Source organism: Mycobacterium sp. (genome assembly GCF_035499775.1).
In the GTDB taxonomy this organism is placed as follows: Bacteria; Actinomycetota; Actinomycetes; order Mycobacteriales; family Mycobacteriaceae; genus Mycobacterium.
Map to the genome: position 1 here is coordinate 1 of NZ_DATJYB010000412.1, position 16,675 is coordinate 16,675.

Here is a 16,675-nt window from a genome sequence, read left to right on the forward strand (position 1 = left end):
GTTGGCAGCTAAGGCTATCGGATTGGGCTGCGCGCGCCCAACCCAGCAGCCGTCGCGACAGCTCGGCAAGGTGGTAGGAAAGGTGACTGTGAGCGATGACGTGGTCGAGGTCGTCAGCAGGTTGATCCGGTTCGACACCACCAACACCGGTGAACCCGAGACCACCAAGGGCGAGGCCGAATGCGCGCAGTGGGTTGCCGGGCAGCTCGCGGAGGTCGGCTACCAGCCTGAATACGTCGAATCCGGTGCGCCGGGCCGCGGCAATGTCTTCGTTCGGCTGCCCGGGGCGGACCGTTCCCGTGGCGCCCTGCTGGTCCACGGCCACCTCGACGTGGTGCCGGCTGAAGCCGCCGAATGGAGTGTGCACCCGTTCTCCGGCGCGATCGAAGACGGCTATGTCTGGGGCCGCGGCGCGGTCGACATGAAGGACATGGTCGGCATGATGATCGTGGTCGCCCGGCAGCTGAAGCGGTCTGGCACCGTGCCGCCGCGCGACCTGGTGTTCGCGTTCGTCGCCGACGAGGAGCACGGCGGCACCTACGGGGGGCAATGGCTGGTCGACAACCGGCCCGACTTGTTCGACGGCATCACCGAGGCGATCGGCGAGGTCGGCGGGTTCTCCCTGACGGTGCCGCGTCGCGACGGCGGCGAGCGCCGCCTCTACCTGATCGAGACGGCCGAGAAGGGCATCCAGTGGATGCGGCTGACCGCCCGGGGTCGGCCCGGACACGGTTCGATGGTGCACGACCACAACGCGGTCACGGTCCTCGCCGAGGCGGTCGCCCGGTTGGGCCGCCACCAGTTTCCGCTCGTGCCGACCGACACCGTCGTGCAGTTCCTGGCCGCTATCAGCGAGGAGACCGGCCTGCCGTTAGACCCCGAGTCGCCCGACCTGGAAGGGGTGATCGACAAGCTGGGCCCGATGGCCCGGATGCTCAAGGCCGTCCTGCACGACATCGCAAACCCGACGATGCTCAAGGCCGGCTACAAGGCCAATGTGGTCCCGGCCACCGCCGAAGCCGTCGTGGACTGCCGGGTGCTGCCCGGCCGGGAGGAAGCCTTCCTGGCCGAGGTCGACGAGCTGCTCGGGCCCGACGTGACCCGGGAGTGGATCAGGGACCTGCCGTCGTATCAGACCACCTTCGACGGCGATCTGGTCGACGCCATGAACGCCGCGTTGCTTGCGGTCGATCCCGACGCCCGGACGGTGCCCTACATGATGTCCGGCGGCACCGATGCAAAAGCCTTCGCGCGCTTAGGTATTCGCTGCTTCGGCTTCAGCCCGCTGCGGTTGCCGCCGGAATTGGATTTCACGTCGCTGTTCCACGGTATCGACGAGCGGGTACCCATCGATGCGCTGCGGTTCGGCACCCAGGTACTGACTCACTTCCTGACACACTGCTAGATCACACGAGACACACTGCTAGATCACACGAGAGGACACAGGATGATTGCGAGGCCCGACCCGTACGAAGCGCTGCCCAAACTGCCAGGTTTCAACCTGAGCTCGAACTCGATCACCGACGGGCAGCCGCTGGCCACGCCGCAGATCAGCGGAATCATGGGTGCCGGGGGAGAGGACGTCAGCCCGCAGCTGAGCTGGTCGGGGTTCCCCGACGAGACCCGCAGCTTCGCCGTCACCGTCTACGACCCCGATGCGCCGACCCTGTCCGGGTTCTGGCACTGGGCGGTGGCCAACCTGCCCGCCGACGTCACCGAGTTGCCCGATGGTGCCGGCGACGGCAGTAACCTGCCCGGCGACGCGCTGACGCTGGTGAACGACGCCGGCATGCGCCGCTACGTCGGCGCCGCGCCGCCGCCGGGACACGGCGTGCACCGCTATTACGTCGCTGTGCACGCGGTGAAGGTCGACAAACTCGACCTCGGTGAGGACGCCAGCCCGGCCTATCTGGGGTTCCTGCTGTTCCAGAACGCCATCGCGCGGGCGGTCATTCAGGGCACCTACGAACAGACGTGAAGTCGATGCGGTCATAGTCGCCGACGGGCTGGAAGCCGATGCCTTGGTAGATGCCGTTGGAGGTTGGATTGGCCAGGTCGGTGAAAAGCACCACGTCGTCGGCGGCCTGTTCGCGCGCCCATACGGCCGCGGCGGCTGTCACCGCCGAGCCGTACCCATGTCCGCGCTCAGTGACCGGTGTGTATACAGGGCCGATCCTTGAGACGCCGACAACCGGCGGGCGCACCGCTGCCAGGCTGACCGGTCCGCTTGGCAATGTCCATAACACAAACTCGTCGCCTCGGGCCTTGCCGGCTTGCAGCGAACGGGTGGTCGCGGCGCGGTCGAGGGTGTCACCGAAGGCCTCCTGACTGAATAGCAACACCCACTCGGCGACCATGTCGATGTCACCGGAGCCAGCCGAGCGGGCGTGGCCGGCAACATGGGCTGGCGGGCGCAATGTCTGCAGCCGGTAGAGCCGTTGATTCATACCGACCGTCGCGACCATTCCGGTGGCTGAGCACCATGCCACGGCGAGAGCCGCCGTTGTAGCGGAGGGGCCCTGAATGCCGGTGAGAGGTATTCCCACGTTCAGAAACTCGGCGACGACCTGGTCAAGGACTGCTGGCGGCAGGCCGCCACAGAGCAACGGCGACCCAGGCTTTTGCAGGGCAGCGCCGATCGGCTTCTGGCCGTCCCAAACCGTCACGAGCAGCGGAGCTGGATCGCTGTCGGCAAGACCGGCGCGAAGCACGGCGAGCTGCCGGAGCTCGGCAGTCGCAGCGATCGGGTCACGACGATAGATGTCCAGGGCCACGCCGCAGAAGTCGTCAACGGTCTCGTGTAGCCGAAGTTTCATGGTTCTCAGGATGGTGTTCGCGCCGGCGACCGTCCAGGGAGATTTGTCGGTGCGCCCGCCCAGACCGATTCGCCATCGGCTACGAATAAAAGTCGTGGCATCGCGCGCGTGTGTGTTGGTCCTGCCGGGCGGCAAGATGCGCAGCGACGAGCCGTCGCGGTGGTGGCAGCCCGCCAACCTGCGCATGGTATTCCTCGCCCGCGCGCTGCGACGCCGACTGGGGCCCGACGTCGAGGTGCGACGGGTCCAATATCGCCTGCGCGGCTGGAATAGCCCACGGTGGGATCCGGTTCGCGACGCCGAGCGGGTCCTCGCCCAGGTCCGGCAGTGGTGCGACCCGGAACACCTTGTGGTGGTAGGTCATTCGATGGGTGGGCGGGTTGCGGCGCACTTGTCCGCCGAAGGTGACGTCGGCGCTGTGGTGGCGCTGGCGCCGTGGTGGCATGGTGAGAAAGCCGACCTGATCCCGGTCGGCACGCGACTGCTGGTCGTGCACGGCACCGCCGACACCCGGACCGACCCGCACGCCTCCCGTACCCAGACGTTGCGGGCCCGCGAGCGTGGGTTGGATGCGCAGTGGGTGGGCATCGAGGGCGTCGGCCACCATATGGTGCGACGGTGGCGCGAATGGCAACTTCTCACAACGGATTTCGTGGCTGACTATCTGGCCGATGGCAATCCGGGGCGCTGAGGGTCCCCAGACCTCGGGGCCGGTTGTCGGACCTGATCGCTAGCATTCGAACATGCTTTCGACAAACGCCTCAGAATTCGACGCTGATTTAGAAAGGATCGCCGTGGCGCTGACCCTTTGCGCCGGGCTGTCGTTCGATGAAATGACTGGTTCGGAGCTGTGCGAGGTGTGGGAGTTCTATGACCTTGTGCAGGGTCGGTTGGCAGCGCTCAGGTACGAGTTGACCAGCCCGTTCGCGCGACCCGGCACCCGCGGGCAGACAAGTGATGAGGCTGCCTGACTTAGCCCGGTGGCCGCTCCGGTTTGGCCGCCGCCGAGCCGACCGCGTCGCGCAGCGACGCGAACCCGCCGTCGCGCAGTCGCCGAGCTATCCCGTCGTGAATCTGCTTGGCCCACAAGCCGCCGCCGTAAATGAAGCCGGTGTAGCCCTGCAGCAACGATGCGCCCGCCGTGATGCGCTCCCACGCGTCGTCGGTGGTCTCGATACCGCCGACGCTGATCAGGACCAACCGGTCGCCCACCCGGCCGTAGAGCCGCCGCAGCACGTCGGTCGCGCGGCGCCCCACCGGCGGGCCCGAAATCCCCCCGGCGCCAAGCTCGTCGGCGCCCGGTGTGGCCAGCCCGTCGCGCGACACCGTGGTGTTGGTTGCCACGATGCCGGCCAGCCCGAGTTCGACGGCCAGGTCTGCGATGTCGTCGATGTCGGAGTCGGAGAGGTCCGGCGCGATCTTCACCAGCACCGGTGTCGAGGTCCGTGAGACCTCCGCCGAGACGGCCGACAGGATGGGGCGCAGCGATTCGATCGCCTGCAGGTCCCGCAAGCCCGGGGTGTTCGGCGAGCTGACATTGACCACCAGGTACGACGCCAGCGGTCCGACCAGCCGGGCGCTGGCCCGGTAGTCGTCGACGGCTTCGGCGGCCGGCGTCTTCTTGGTTTTGCCGATGTTCACCCCGATCGGTACCTCGGGATGGTGCCTCGCCAGCCGCATGGCCAGCGCGCCGGCGCCGTGGTTGTTGAACCCCATACGGTTCAGCAGGGCACGGTCGTCGGGCAGCCGGAACAAACGCGGGGTGGGGTTGCCCGGCTGCGGGTGCGCGGTGACGGTTCCGATCTCCGCATATCCGAAACCCATTGCGCCCCAGGTGAGCAGCCCGAGGCCGTCCTTGTCGAAGCCGGCGGCCAGTCCGAGCGGTCCCGGGAAGCGCACCCCGAATACCGTGCTGGCAAGTATCGGGTCTGCCGGGCCCAGCCGCCGGGTCAGCATCCGGCGCATCGGGGTAACGGCGGTGGCGGCGCGCAGTATCGCGAACACGAGCGTGTGGATGCGCTCGGGCGGCAGCAGGAACAGCAGCCGCCGCAACAGGCCGTACATCCGATGACGGCGCGAGTCGCCCACCGTCACAGTTCCGGTTGGTCAGGCCGCCGGTTCTCTACACGAGACTTCTTGCGGCGCAACAGGACTCGCCTACTGCCATCGGTGTAAAGCCGTACCCGCGTCAGTTCCCAGCCGCGGTACTCGGCCTCGATGGACAGCCTGGTGGACGCGCTGACCCTGGTCACCTCCGGCGGCAGGCGCAGCGGCGCCCATTCGTACTCGTCGGACATGTCGGTGTCCCAACCCTCGGGCAGCCGACTCCGCCGCGGCGCGGTCACAGCGAAGCCCCCGCGTGCTCGATGACCTGCACCCCGGCACCCGACCCCGATATCACGTACAAGGTGTCTGACGCTTCGTCAAAGACCAGTGAGTTGGGTTGCTGCACGGTTGGGTAACGCACCTTTTCGACGGGAATTCCGGTCGTCAGATCGTAACCAATGACGGTGTTCGATGCTGTTTGGGACACCCAGGCCAATGGCCGCGAGCCGGCCAGGCCGTACGGAGCCTGCCGCACCGGGTAGGCCTGGCGCAAGATCAGCGGGTCGACCCCGTACACCAGCAGTTGGCCGCCGCGCGTGTCGGCGACGAGCACGCGGCCCAGCGGATCGGCGGCCAGGGTGGTGGCGCCCTCGCCGGCCCGCAGCGCCTGCTGGGCGCGACCGTCGGCGCCGATCGTCGTCACAGACGTCTGCCCGCGATCCAGCACCACCGTCGTATTTTCTTGTGTCACAAGGGCGTCGACGCGGGCGAAGATCTTATTGCGGCTTGTCACCGAACCGTCGTCCGCGCCGACGGTGTAAACGGCTCCGTCGGCGCTGCCCAGCATGAGCTTGCCGTCGGCGCGACGTGCGATCGCGGTGAACTCGATGTTCGCGGCGTCGGCGACATTGACCCGTGTGGCCCGGGCGGCGGCCAGATCGACCACGAAGAAACCGCCGCGCGCGGCAGCGTAGGCGGTGCCGCGGCCGTCGCTGGTCAGCGCCGCCGCAGGTCCCGGCAGGCCTATGACGCGAAGGGGGTCGCGAGGCGACTCGTGCGGTGCGGACTGCGCCTCACCCAAGACGCTGATGCTGGCGGGCGCCGCGGGGTCGGTGCCGGGGCAGAGCACCGCCAACCGGCGAGTGCTGCTGTCGAACGTCGCCGCCTGGGGGTGGCCGCCCAGCGGTAGGACCGTGCCCGCCGGATTCTGTGATACCGGCGGAGACTCGGCGGCGTGCGCCGGTTCGATCGTGGGCGGGGAAGCATCCAGCGGGCTCGACGAGCACCCCGTCACCAACAGCAAAGTGAACGCAGCAGCGAGGCCGCACTGAACTGCGCGTTTACCCTGTAGCAGCAAAGAATCGCCCTCGACGGTGGAACATGTGCTTCAAATTCTAAGGAACGATCCCGCACCCAATCTCGCCATGTTGCACACAATAAGTGGTACTGGAGAGGTATCTTTGCGACATGACCGTCGCTGCTGACCGGCATCTCGCAGACAAAGAGTTTGCTGTTGAGGATATGTCGACTGGCATTTTCGCCAGTGGTTACGGGCAAGTCGGTGACGGGCGTAGTTTTTCGTTCCACATCGAGCACCGTTCGCTAGTCGTCGAGATTTACCGGCCGCGCCTGTCCGGGCCGGTGCCGCAGGCTGATGAAGTGGTCGCCAGGGCGGTTCGCAGCCTGGTCGAAATCGACCTCACCGACGAGCGCAGCCTGACCGCGGCAGTGCGCGACTCCGTCGCGCACGCGGTGGCCGTAGCGCGCTAGCGTCCTGACGATCGAAATGCGTGCATATCCCATACGTTCGACGCGCCATAGGGACTAGTCGCAGGCGATAGTCGTCGCCGGCACCGGGTACGGTCATCGTCGTGACTGCGGTTTCACGGATGTCCTGGTGGCTGGTGTGACCGTCATCCTGCTACGACACGGGCGGTCCACCTCGAACACCGCCGGCATTCTGGCCGGCCGTTCCGAGGGCGTCGACCTGGACGACAAGGGCCGCGAGCAGGCCGCCGGGCTGATCGATCGGATCGGGGACCTGCGCATCCGGGCGGTGGTGAGTTCGCCGATGCTGCGATGCCGGCGCACCGTGGAACCGCTCGCGGCGGCACTGTTCCTCGAGCCGCTGATCGACGAGCGGCTCGCCGAAGTCGACTACGGCGAATGGACCGGCCGCAAGATGAGCGAGCTGGCCGGCGAGCCCTTGTGGCGGGTGGTCCAGGCCCATCCCAGCGCGGCCGTGTTCCCCGGTGGAGAGGGACTGGCGCAGGTTCAGGCCCGCGCCGTGGCCGCGGTCCGCGAACACGACCGGCGGCTGGCTGACGAGCACGGGGGCGACGCGCTGTGGCTGGCCTGCAGCCACGGCGACGTCATCAAGGCGTTGATCGCCGACGCGTACGGCATGCACCTGGACAGCTTCCAGCGCGTCAACGTCGACCCGGCGTCGATCAGCGTCATCCACTACACGCAGCTGCGACCGTTCGTCATGCACGTCAACCACACCGGGGCGCGGCTTTCGGCCGCGCTGCGGGCCGCGCCGAAGCCACCGGCAGATTCGCCAGGGGATTCCCAGGAGGAGCAAGCCAAGCCGCAGCAGCAGCCGGGCGGTGCGGTGCCCTCCGGCGACGCCGTAGTAGGCGGATCCACCGACTAATGGCCCAAACGAATCGCGTCGCGACGGCCACTGCCGGTATTTTGAAAGGTGCCATGGCCCGCGCAATCCACGTCTTCCGCACACCCGACCGTTTCGTGGCCGGGACCGTTGGCCAGCCCGGAAATCGGACCTTCTACATCCAGGCCGCGCACGACTCCCGGGTGGTGTCGGTGGTGCTGGAAAAGCAGCAGGTGGCGGTTCTCGCCGAACGCATCGGCGCGCTGCTGCTCGAGGTGAACCGCAGGTTTGGCACACCGGTGCCGCCGGAGCCCACCGAGATCGACGACCTCAGTCCGCTGATCATGCCCGTCGACGCGGAGTTTCGGGTCGGAACCATGGGGCTGGGCTGGGATTCGGAGGCTCAGACCGTGGTGGTCGAATTGCTGGCCGTCACCGATGCGGAGTTCGACGCCTCGGTGGTGCTCGACGACACCGAAGACGGTCCCGATGCGGTGCGGGTGTTCCTGACGCCGGAGTCGGCGCGGCAGTTCGCCACTCGCTCCAACCGCGTCATCTCGGCAGGACGTCCGCCGTGCCCGCTCTGCGACGAACCGTTGGACCCCGAGGGCCACATCTGCGCGCGCACCAACGGTTACAAGCGCAGCGCGCTGCTCGGGCCTGACGATGACACCGAGGAGTGACGACCGTGAGGTGTTGCGCGACGGCGAGCTGACGGTCCTGGGCCGCATCCGCTCGGCGAGCAACGCCACTTTTCTGTGCGAATCCACGTTGGGCGAGCGCAGCGTGCACTGTGTCTACAAGCCGGTCTCCGGCGAACAGCCGCTGTGGGACTTCCCGGACGGGACGCTGGCCGGCCGCGAACTCGGCGCCTACCTGGTGTCGACGGAGTTGGCCTGGAACATCGTGCCCTACACGATCATTCGTCACGGGCCGGCAGGTCCGGGCATGCTGCAGCTGTGGGTGGAACAACCCGGCGACACGGTGGACACGGCCGCTTCCGAACCCCACCCCGGACCCGACCTGGTCGACCTGTTTCCCGCCGGTCGACGCGAGCCGGGTTATCTGCCGGTGCTGCGGGCCTACGACTACGCCGGCGACGAGGTCATCCTGATGCACGCCGACGACATTCGGCTGTGGCGGATGGCGGTGTTCGACGTGCTGATCAACAACGCCGACCGCAAGGGCGGCCACGTGCTGCGCGACCTGGACGGCCATGTCTACGGGGTCGACCACGGGGTGTGCCTGCACGTCGACAACAAGCTGCGCACGGTGCTGTGGGGCTGGGCCGGCAAGCCGATCGACGACGACACCCTGCAGGACGTCGCCGCCCTCGCCGACGCGCTCAGTGGATCGCTTGCCGATGGGCTGGCCGGGCACATCACCCGCAAGGAGATTGCGGCGTTGCACCGGCGGGCGCAGGCGCTGCTGGACAACCCGGTGATGCCCGGACCGAACCGGCATCGCGCCATCCCCTGGCCGGCGTTTTAGGGTGAAGCGGTGAGCCCGGCCGCGCAGGACATGACGGACGCGGCACTGGCTGCCGATCTCGCAGCCGACGCGGGGGACTTGCTGCTCAAGGTCCGCGAGGAGGTCGGTTTCAGCTATCCGTGGGCGCTGGGCGATGCGGGTGACAGCGAGGCGAACGCGCTGCTGCTGCGGCGGCTGCGAGCCGAGCGTCCGGGTGACGCGGTGCTCAGCGAGGAAGCTCACGACGACCTGGTGCGGCTGAAGTCAGACCGGGTGTGGATCGTCGACCCGTTGGACGGCACCCGCGAGTTCTCCACCCGCGGGCGCGACGACTGGGCGGTGCATGTCGCGCTGTGGCGGCGTCCCACCGGCGACGGACGGCCCGAAATCACCGATGCGGCAGTGGCGTTGCCGGCCCGCGGAAACGTGGTGTACCGCAGCGACACCGTCGCCGACAGCATCACGCGGTTCGGCGTGCCCAGCACCATCCGGATCGCGGTGAGCGCCACCCGGCCACCGGCGATCCTGCACCGCATCCGGCAGACGGTCTCCATCCAGCCCGTGGCGATCGGCTCGGCGGGCGCCAAAGCGATGGCCGTCATCGACGGCGAAGTCGACGCCTACCTGCATGCCGGGGGCCAATGGGAATGGGATTCGGCGGCGCCCGCCGGAGTGGTGCTGGCCGCGGGCATGCACGCGTCGCGTCTGGACGGCTCGCCGCTGCGGTACAACCAGCTCGACCCGTACCTGCCCGACTTCTTGATGTGTCGCGCCGAAGTGGCGCCGATCCTGCTCGATGCCATTCACCAGGCGTGGCGGTAGGTGGCGCGCGCGGCCCTGTTGGCGGTGAGTGGCCGCATATGCACAGGTTCCGGGCGTTTTGGTGTACGGATGGGCGCGCTCGAGCTCGGGCCGCCGGCCTTAGCCCGCCACACAACCCCCACCGTCGGCGGGCTTAAAGTCGAGGGCATGCAATCGTGGTCGTCCGCACCGGTCCCCGCCCTGCCGGGACGCGGCCCGGAGCTACGGCTGTACGACACCTCGGACCGTCAGGTGCGCCCGGTGGCACCCGGGACCAAAGCCACCATGTACGTCTGCGGAATCACGCCGTATGACGCCACCCATCTGGGTCACGCCGCCACCTACCTGGCTTTCGACCTGATCCATCGGCTGTGGCTGGACCTCGGTCACGGGGTGCACTACGTGCAGAACGTCACCGACATCGACGATCCGTTGTTCGAGCGCGCTGCCCGCGATGGCGAGGATTGGCGCGACCTCGCCGAGCGCGAGACCGCCCTGTTCCGGACCGATATGGCGGCGCTGCGGGTACTGCCGCCACACGACTACGTCGGCGCGACCGAAGCGATACCCGAAATGGTCGAGCTCGTCGAGAAGATGCTCGCCTCGGGGGCGGCCTATGTCGTCGACGACGAATTCCAGGACGTCTACTTCCGGGCCGATGCCACACCGCAGTTCGGCTACGAGTCGGGCTACGACCGCGACACCATGCTGCAGCTCTACGAGCAACGCGGTGGCGACCCGCACCGGGCCGGTAAGTCCGACGAGCTCGACGCCTTGCTGTGGCGGGCCGAGCGGCCGGGGGAGCCCAGTTGGCCGTCACCGTTCGGTCCCGGCCGGCCGGGATGGCACGTCGAATGCGCGGCGATCGCACTCAGCCGCATCGGCAGCGGCCTGGACATCCAGGGCGGGGGCAGCGACCTGATCTTCCCGCATCACGAGTTCACTGCCGCGCACGCCGAATGTGTACGGGGCGAAAGACGTTTCGCCCGGCATTATGTGCACGCGGGAATGATCGGCTGGGACGGCCACAAGATGTCCAAGAGCCGCGGCAACCTGGTGCTGGTCTCCAGACTGCGCGCCCAAGGTGTCGAGCCGCCGGCCATCCGGCTGGGTCTGCTGGCCGGCCACTACCGCGCCGACCGCTTTTGGAGTGAGCAGGTGCTCGACGAGGCCACTGCCCGGCTGCAGCGTTGGCGCACCGCGACCGCCCTGCCCGCCGGTCCGGATGCCGCCGACGTCATCGCCCGGGTCCGCCAGTACCTGGCCGACGACCTGGATACTCCCAAAGCGATTGCCGCACTTGATGGTTGGACCACCGACGCGCTCGAGTACGGCGGTCATGACGCCGAGTCACCGAAACGGGTGGCGAGCGCAATCGACGCGCTGCTCGGGGTGGACCTGTAATCGCTACAACGGCTTTGACAAGCTACGTTTTCGGGCCATGACATCGCTGCAGGGCAAAGTCGTCTTCATCACGGGTGCGGCCAGGGGGATCGGGGCCGAGGTCGCCCGTCGGCTGCGCAACAAGGGCGCCAAGCTCGTGCTGACCGACCTGGACAAAGCCCAACTGGCCTCCCTGGCCACCGAACTCGGTGCGGACCGGGTGCTCACCGTCGTCGCCGACGTGCGCAATCTGACCGCCATGCAGACCGCGGCCGACCAGGCGGTCGAACGCTTCGGGGGCATCGACGTGGTGGTGGCCAACGCCGGCATCGCCAGCTACGACTCTCGGTGTTGCAGGTCGACCCGGAGGCGGTCAAGCGGGTGCTGGACGTCAACCTGCTCGGTGGTTTTCACACCCGCGGGCCACCCTGCCCGCGCTGATCGACCGACGTGGCTATCTGCTGATCGTCTCGTCGCTGGCCGCATTCGCGGCCGCTCCGGGGATGACACCCTACGCCGTGACGAAGGCCGGTAATGAGCACCTCGCCAATGGCTTGCGGCTGGAGGTTGCCACCTCGGGGTCGGCGTCGGCTCGGCGCACCTGTCCTGGATCGACACCGCGCTGGTGCGCGACGCCAAAGCCGACCTGCCGGCGTTCAACCGACTACTCGCGGAGCTGCCCTGGCCGATGAACAAGACAGCCTCGGTAAGCCTGGGTGCGGAAGCCCTTGTCAAAGGCATCGAGGGCCGTCAGGAGCACGTGTACTGCCCGCGCTGGGTGGGCCTGATGCGCTGGCTCAAGCCGGTGCTGTCCACCCGGCTGGGCGAAGCCCCGCTCCTCAAATTCGGCGGCGAGTTGATGCCCCAGCTTGATGCTCAAGTCGCCGCGCTCGGCCGTTCCACCAGCTCCTACACCGAATCTTTAGTTGTGGCCCGACGGACATAACGTTAAGCCCCGGGGGTCGCCCGCGCGAAGCTCGCTGAGAAGGGACGGTTCTGATGAGTTTTTGGTGTCGCCGCCGGATGTCATCTCGACGCAATTGTTCAGCGGAGCGGGCTCGGGTCCGATGCTGGCCGCCGCGGCGGCCTGGGACGGGTTGGCCAGCGAGCTGGGCTCGGTGGCGGACCTGTTTTTGTCGGTGACCTCAGGGCTGGTGGGTTCGGCATGGCAGGGTGCGGCGTCGGCGGCGATGGCGAGTGCGGCCGCGCCGTACGCCGGGTGGCTGAGCGCGGCGGCCACGCGCGCCGCGGATGCGGCCGGGCAGGCCAAAACGGCGGCCGCCGCCTTCGAGGCGGCCCGGTCGACCGTGGTGCATCCGCTGGCCGTCGCCGCCAACCGTTCGCAGTTGGTGTCGCTGGTGCGCTCGAACCTGTTGGGGTTCAACGGCCCGGCCATCGCGGCCACCGAGGCCGCATATGAGCAGATGTGGGCCGCGGACGTGGCCGCGATGGTGGGTTACCACGGCGGCGTCTCGGCGGTCGCGGCGCGCCTGACGTCTTGGCAGTCGGCACTGCAAAGCCTCCCGGGGCTGTTGAGCCCGGCGGCCAGCCCGGCCGCCACCCCGCAGAACTTCGGCATCGGGAACACCGGCATCGGGAACATCGGCAGCGGAAATGTCGGCATCGGGAACATCGGCAGCGGCAACAACGGCATCTCCAACATCGGCAGCGGGAACAACGGGTTCTTCAACTTCGGCCTCGGAAACACCGGCCAGGCAAACATCGGCAGCGGAAATAAGAACACAGCCTTTCCCGACAACACCGGCTCGTTCAACGCGGGTACCACCAACACCGGCCTGTTCAACGCGGGCGGCACCAACACCGGCCTCTTCAACTCGGGCACTTTCAACACGGCGATCGGTAGCGCGACCCTCCAAACCTCAGCGAACTCGGGCTTCATGAACTCGGGCACCGGCCTCTCGGGATTCTTCAACTCGGGCGTGAATTTCTCGGGTTGGTTCAACACCACGGGGGCCGTCGGCAACGACTCCGGTATCGGCAACACCGGCGATGTGCAAGCGGGTGTCGCCAACTCCGGCATAGGCGGCAGCAACGTCGGCTTCTTCCAATTCCGGCAGCGGCGGCCACAGCACCGGTCTGTTCAACGCGGGCAGCGGCGGCAACAACACGGGCGTCGGCAACTCGGGCAACGGCGGCTTCAACGCGGGCCTTGCTCAACTCGGGTCTGTCCAATAACGGACTGGGCAACTCGAGCGAGGTCGGCAACAACTCGGGGACGGCAAACCGGGGCGACAACAGCTCGGGAGCGTTCAACACCGGCACTGGCCAGTCCGGCTACTTCGGCTTCTAGCTGCTGATCTACCGGCCGAATCCCGGGCGCCGGCGGCGCAGATAACGTTCGAACTCCGCGGCCAGCGCGTCGCCGTCGATCTTGCCCAGGGTGTCGTTGAGATCAACCTCGGCGTCCCCGCGCTCCTCGAGCGACTGCACGTACTCGGCCAGGTCGTCGTCATCGTCGGTCATCTCGGAGACCGCCTGTTCCCACTCCTCGGCCTGCACCGGCAGGTCGGCCAGCGGAACCTCGATATCGAGCACGTCTTCGACGCGGCGCAGCAGCGCCACCGTCGCCTTCGGGTTCGGCGGGTGCGACACGTAGTGCGGAATCGCCGCCCAGAACGTCACCGCCGGGATCCCGGCCGCAACGCAGGCGTCCTGGAAAACCCCGGCGATCCCGGTCGGGCCTTCGTAGCGGGTTTCTTCCAGGCCGAAACGCCGCGCCGACTCGGAGGAATACGCCGCGCCCGAGACCGGTACCGGCCGCGTGTGCGGCGTGTCGGCCAGCAGTGCCCCCAGGATCACGACGGTGTCCACGTTGAGCTTGTCCGCGATGGCCAGCAACTCGGCGCAGAACGTGCGCCAGCGCATGTTGGGCTCCACCCCATGCATCAACACGACGTCGCGGTCGCTGCCCGGCGGGCGGCAGTGTGAAATGCGCATCGCCGGCCACACCAGCTCCCGGGTGACCCCGTCGACCTGGCGGATGACCGGGCGATTCACCTGGTAGTCGTAGTAGGCCTCGTCGTCGATCTCCACGATCGGATCGGCCTCCCAGATGGCATCCAGGTGCTCCAGCGCATCGCTGGCCGCATCGCCGGCGTCGTTCCAGCCCTCGAACGCCGCCACGACGACGGTGTTGTGCAATTCGGGCACTACGAACCCATCACCCGGGGAGGTCACAGAATCAGGGTACGGCCTGGCCCGGGCGGGAAGAGGCCCTGTCAGAGATCTGCGACACACTCTTCATTTGCATAGGCCCACTATCCTTATGGGGTGACTGCCGCGAACGAACACCACTACTACACCGATCTGCTCGATACTTTGGCGCAGCGGGTGGTAGTCGGCGACGGCGCGGTGGGCACCCAGCTGCAGGCCGCCGATCTCGCCCCGGGACGAAATACGTTCGGCTGCAATTTGGTTAACCTTGCTAACTAGGACATTGTCGACAAGATCCGCGTCGCCAACCGGGTCGGGTCGAGGTGGGCGTCCAGACGTCGGGTGACGACGTAGACTTTTCTGGTCGAGAGGCGTTGCAACGGTTCCGGGTCCCTGCCCGTTATCCGCCACGCTCGGCAGAGTCAAGGACGCCTTCCGCTATGGAAGGAACGTACGTGAACGCCTCCGGGTTGAACATCTCGGCGCCGAACATCTTGGAGCCGAACATCCGCCCCGACTGCACCGACGAACTGACGGCAGCTCTGCGCCAGCGGATCGTGGTGATCGACGGCGCGATGGGCACGGCGATCCAGCGGGACCGGCCGGACGAGGCCGGCTATCGCGGCGACCGGTTCACGGAGTGGCCGACCGCGCTTCAGGGCAACAACGACCTGCTCAGCCTGACGCAGCCGCAGATCATCGAGGGGATCCACCGCGAGTACCTCGAGGCGGGCGCCGACATCCTGGAGACCAACACGTTCAACGCGAACGCGGTCTCGCTCTCCGACTACGACATGGCCGACCTGAGCTACGAGCTCAACTACGCCGGCGCCGCCCTGGCCCGCAAGGCAGCTGACGAATTCAGCACCCCGGAGAAGCCCCGCTACGTCGCCGGCGCAATCGGGCCGACGACGCGCACCGCGTCGATCTCGCCGGATGTCAACGACCCTGGCGCCCGCAACGTCTCCTACGACCAGCTAGTTGCCGCCTACCTCGAAGCCGCTAACGGCTTGGTCGACGGTGGCGCAGACCTCCTCATCATCGAGACGATCTTCGACTCGCTGAACGCCAAGGCGGCGGTGTTCGCCGTCGAGACGCTGTTCGAGGAACGCGGACGCCGCTGGCCGGTGATCATCTCGGGCACCATCACCGACGCGTCCGGGCGGACGTTGTCCGGTCAGGTCACCGAAGCCTTCTGGAACGCGATCAGGCACGCGAAGCCGATCGCGGTGGGCCTCAACTGCGCCCTGGGCGCCCCGGAGATGAGGCCCTACATCGCCGAGATGGCGCGGATCGCGGATACTTTCGTTTCTTGCTACCCGAACGCCGGCCTCCCCAACGCCTTCGGCGAGTACGACGAGTCCCCGGAGCGTCAGGCCTGCTACATCGCCGAGTTCGCCGAGGCCGGCCTGGTCAACCTGGTCGGTGGCTGCTGCGGAACGGCGCCGCCGCACATCGCCGAGATCGCCAAGGTCGTCGAGGGCAAGCCGCCGCGCGAGCTGCCGGAGATCCCGGTGGCCACCCGGCTCTCGGGCCTGGAGCCGCTCAACATCACCGACGACTCCCTGTTCGTGAACATCGGTGAGCGCACCAACATCACCGGCTCCGCCCGGTTCCGCAACCTGATCAAGGCCGAGGACTACGACACCGCGCTGTCGGTCGCCCTGCAGCAGGTCGAGGTCGGTGCGCAGGTCATCGACATCAACATGGACGAGGGCATGATCGACGGCGTCGCCGCGATGGACCGGTTCACCAAGCTGATCGCGGCCGAGCCGGACATCAGCCGCGTCCCGGTGATGATCGACTCCTCCAAGTGGGAGGTCATCGAGGCGGGCCTGAAGAACGTGCAGGGCAAGCCGATCGTCAACTCGATCTCCATGAAGGAGGGCGAGGAGAAGTTCATCCGCGAGGCACGGCTGTGCCGCAAGTACGGCGCCGCCGTCGTCGTGATGGCTTTCGACGAGCAGGGTCAGGCCGACAACTTGGAGCGCCGCAAGGAGATCTGCGGGCGCGCCTACCGGATCCTGACCGAAGAGGTCGGCTTCCCGCCCGAGGACATCATCTTCGACCCGAACTGCTTCGCGCTGGCGACCGGTATCGAGGAGCACGCGACATACGGGATCGACTTCATCGAGGCCTGCGCCTGGATCAAGGAGAACCTTCCCGGTGTGCACATCTCCGGCGGTATCTCGAACGTGTCGTTCTCGTTCCGGGGCAACAACCCCGTCCGCGAGGCGATCCACGCGGTGTTCCTGTACCACGCCATCAAGGCCGGCCTGGACATGGGCATCGTCAACGCCGGTGCACTCGTGCCCTACGACTCGATCGACCCCGAGCTGCGGGACCGGATCGAGGACGTCGTCCTGAACCG

General features: G+C 67.5%; 17 protein-coding genes and 2 pseudogenes. 14 read left to right on the plus strand and 5 right to left on the minus strand.

From position 1 onward, the window contains the following. The first annotated feature begins 70 nt into the window (after positions 1-70). Both VML93_RS25575 and VML93_RS25580 read left to right on the plus strand, forming a co-directional pair. Positions 71-1,405 (plus strand): M20/M25/M40 family metallo-hydrolase, encoded by a 1,335-nt coding sequence (locus VML93_RS25575; protein WP_325615079.1) that lies wholly within the window; start codon positions 71-73, stop codon positions 1,403-1,405. Positions 1,406-1,447: 42 nt separating this feature from the next. Beyond that, positions 1,448-1,978, plus strand: coding sequence for a YbhB/YbcL family Raf kinase inhibitor-like protein (locus tag VML93_RS25580; protein ID WP_325615066.1), 531 nt, complete (start codon positions 1,448-1,450; stop codon positions 1,976-1,978). Here VML93_RS25580 and VML93_RS25585 read toward each other — a convergent pair. Then, complete coding sequence (locus VML93_RS25585; RefSeq protein WP_325615067.1) at positions 1,950-2,816, minus strand: GNAT family N-acetyltransferase; 867 nt, start codon at positions 2,814-2,816, stop codon at positions 1,950-1,952. The two genes, VML93_RS25580 and VML93_RS25585, sit on opposite strands and share 29 nt — an antisense overlap. A 94-nt stretch (positions 2,817-2,910) precedes the next feature. On the opposite strand from VML93_RS25585, the gene VML93_RS25590 reads away from it, so the two are divergent. After that, positions 2,911-3,507 (plus strand): alpha/beta hydrolase family protein, encoded by a 597-nt coding sequence (locus VML93_RS25590; protein ID WP_325615068.1) that lies wholly within the window; start codon positions 2,911-2,913, stop codon positions 3,505-3,507. 52 nt (positions 3,508-3,559) lie between these two features. After that, the gene (locus VML93_RS25595) at positions 3,560-3,787 is read left to right on the plus strand and encodes a hypothetical protein (RefSeq protein ID WP_325615069.1); all 228 of its coding nucleotides are present in this window, start codon (positions 3,560-3,562) and stop codon (positions 3,785-3,787) included. Position 3,788: 1 nt separating this feature from the next. Here VML93_RS25595 and VML93_RS25600 read toward each other — a convergent pair whose 3' ends face one another. From VML93_RS25600 to VML93_RS25610, 3 genes are read right to left on the minus strand one after another with little or no spacing between them, the layout of a single operon-like run. After that, the gene (locus VML93_RS25600) at positions 3,789-4,880 is read right to left on the minus strand and encodes a quinone-dependent dihydroorotate dehydrogenase (protein ID WP_325615080.1); all 1,092 of its coding nucleotides are present in this window, start codon (positions 4,878-4,880) and stop codon (positions 3,789-3,791) included. 26 nt (positions 4,881-4,906) lie between these two features. After that, a complete protein-coding gene (locus VML93_RS25605; RefSeq protein WP_325615070.1) occupies positions 4,907-5,161 on the minus strand; it encodes a DUF5703 family protein in 255 nt (84 codons plus the stop codon). Next, positions 5,158-6,219 (minus strand): hypothetical protein, encoded by a 1,062-nt coding sequence (locus VML93_RS25610; protein ID WP_325615071.1) that lies wholly within the window; start codon positions 6,217-6,219, stop codon positions 5,158-5,160. The genes VML93_RS25605 and VML93_RS25610 overlap by 4 nt, the downstream gene beginning before the upstream one ends. Positions 6,220-6,329: 110 nt before the next feature. Here VML93_RS25610 and VML93_RS25615 point away from each other — a divergent pair, with 110 nt between their 5' ends. From VML93_RS25615 to VML93_RS25650, 8 genes and pseudogenes are all read left to right on the plus strand, one after another. Then, entirely contained in the window at positions 6,330-6,632 is a 303-nt protein-coding gene (locus tag VML93_RS25615) for a hypothetical protein (RefSeq protein WP_325615072.1), read from the plus strand. Positions 6,633-6,768: 136 nt separating this feature from the next. Continuing rightward, positions 6,769-7,518: a histidine phosphatase family protein gene (locus tag VML93_RS25620; protein WP_325615081.1), complete on the plus strand. Its 750-nt coding sequence runs from the start codon at positions 6,769-6,771 to the stop codon at positions 7,516-7,518. A gap of 53 nt (positions 7,519-7,571) precedes the next feature. Further along, positions 7,572-8,159, plus strand: coding sequence for a DUF3090 domain-containing protein (locus VML93_RS25625; RefSeq protein ID WP_325615073.1), 588 nt, complete (start codon positions 7,572-7,574; stop codon positions 8,157-8,159). Next, complete coding sequence (locus VML93_RS25630) at positions 8,143-8,967, plus strand: SCO1664 family protein (RefSeq protein WP_325615074.1); 825 nt, start codon at positions 8,143-8,145, stop codon at positions 8,965-8,967. Before VML93_RS25625 ends, VML93_RS25630 begins: the two co-directional genes overlap by 17 nt. A 30-nt stretch (positions 8,968-8,997) precedes the next feature. Next, positions 8,998-9,768: a 3'(2'),5'-bisphosphate nucleotidase CysQ gene (locus VML93_RS25635; RefSeq protein WP_325615082.1), complete on the plus strand. Its 771-nt coding sequence runs from the start codon at positions 8,998-9,000 to the stop codon at positions 9,766-9,768. A gap of 147 nt (positions 9,769-9,915) precedes the next feature. Next, positions 9,916-11,151: a cysteine--1-D-myo-inosityl 2-amino-2-deoxy-alpha-D-glucopyranoside ligase gene (gene mshC, locus VML93_RS25640; RefSeq protein WP_325615075.1), complete on the plus strand. Its 1,236-nt coding sequence runs from the start codon at positions 9,916-9,918 to the stop codon at positions 11,149-11,151. 37 nt (positions 11,152-11,188) lie between these two features. After that, a pseudogene (locus VML93_RS25645) lies at positions 11,189-12,076 on the plus strand (SDR family oxidoreductase). Between the two features lie 64 nt (positions 12,077-12,140). Continuing rightward, positions 12,141-13,448, plus strand: a complete 1,308-nt coding sequence (locus VML93_RS25650; protein WP_325615076.1) for a PPE family protein — start codon at positions 12,141-12,143, stop codon at positions 13,446-13,448. Position 13,449: 1 nt separating this feature from the next. Here the strand turns inward: VML93_RS25650 and VML93_RS25655 are convergent, their stop codons facing one another. Beyond that, complete coding sequence (locus tag VML93_RS25655) at positions 13,450-14,328, minus strand: PAC2 family protein (RefSeq protein ID WP_325615077.1); 879 nt, start codon at positions 14,326-14,328, stop codon at positions 13,450-13,452. A 93-nt stretch (positions 14,329-14,421) separates the two neighbouring features. On the opposite strand from VML93_RS25655, the pseudogene VML93_RS25660 reads away from it, so the two are divergent. Both VML93_RS25660 and VML93_RS25665 read left to right on the plus strand, forming a co-directional pair. Then, positions 14,422-14,580, plus strand: a pseudogene (locus tag VML93_RS25660) (hypothetical protein); the annotation flags it as partial. A 164-nt stretch (positions 14,581-14,744) separates the two neighbouring features. Next, positions 14,745-16,675: homocysteine S-methyltransferase family protein (locus VML93_RS25665; protein ID WP_414686443.1), on the plus strand; the 1,931-nt coding region annotated here is incomplete at its 3' end.

Coding starts and splice junctions, on each gene's coding strand:
- VML93_RS25580 (WP_325615066.1), top strand. CDS start 1,448: ATGATTGCGAGGCCCGACCCGTACGAAGCGCTGCCCAAACTGCCAGGT.
- VML93_RS25585 (WP_325615067.1), bottom strand. CDS start 2,816: ATGAAACTTCGGCTACACGAGACCGTTGACGACTTCTGCGGCGTGGCC.
- VML93_RS25595 (WP_325615069.1), top strand. CDS start 3,560: ATGCTTTCGACAAACGCCTCAGAATTCGACGCTGATTTAGAAAGGATC.
- VML93_RS25600 (WP_325615080.1), bottom strand. CDS start 4,880: ATGTACGGCCTGTTGCGGCGGCTGCTGTTCCTGCTGCCGCCCGAGCGC.
- VML93_RS25615 (WP_325615072.1), top strand. CDS start 6,330: ATGACCGTCGCTGCTGACCGGCATCTCGCAGACAAAGAGTTTGCTGTT.
- VML93_RS25625 (WP_325615073.1), top strand. CDS start 7,572: ATGGCCCGCGCAATCCACGTCTTCCGCACACCCGACCGTTTCGTGGCC.
- VML93_RS25630 (WP_325615074.1), top strand. CDS start 8,143: ATGACACCGAGGAGTGACGACCGTGAGGTGTTGCGCGACGGCGAGCTG.
- VML93_RS25635 (WP_325615082.1), top strand. CDS start 8,998: ATGACGGACGCGGCACTGGCTGCCGATCTCGCAGCCGACGCGGGGGAC.
- mshC (WP_325615075.1), top strand. CDS start 9,916: ATGCAATCGTGGTCGTCCGCACCGGTCCCCGCCCTGCCGGGACGCGGC.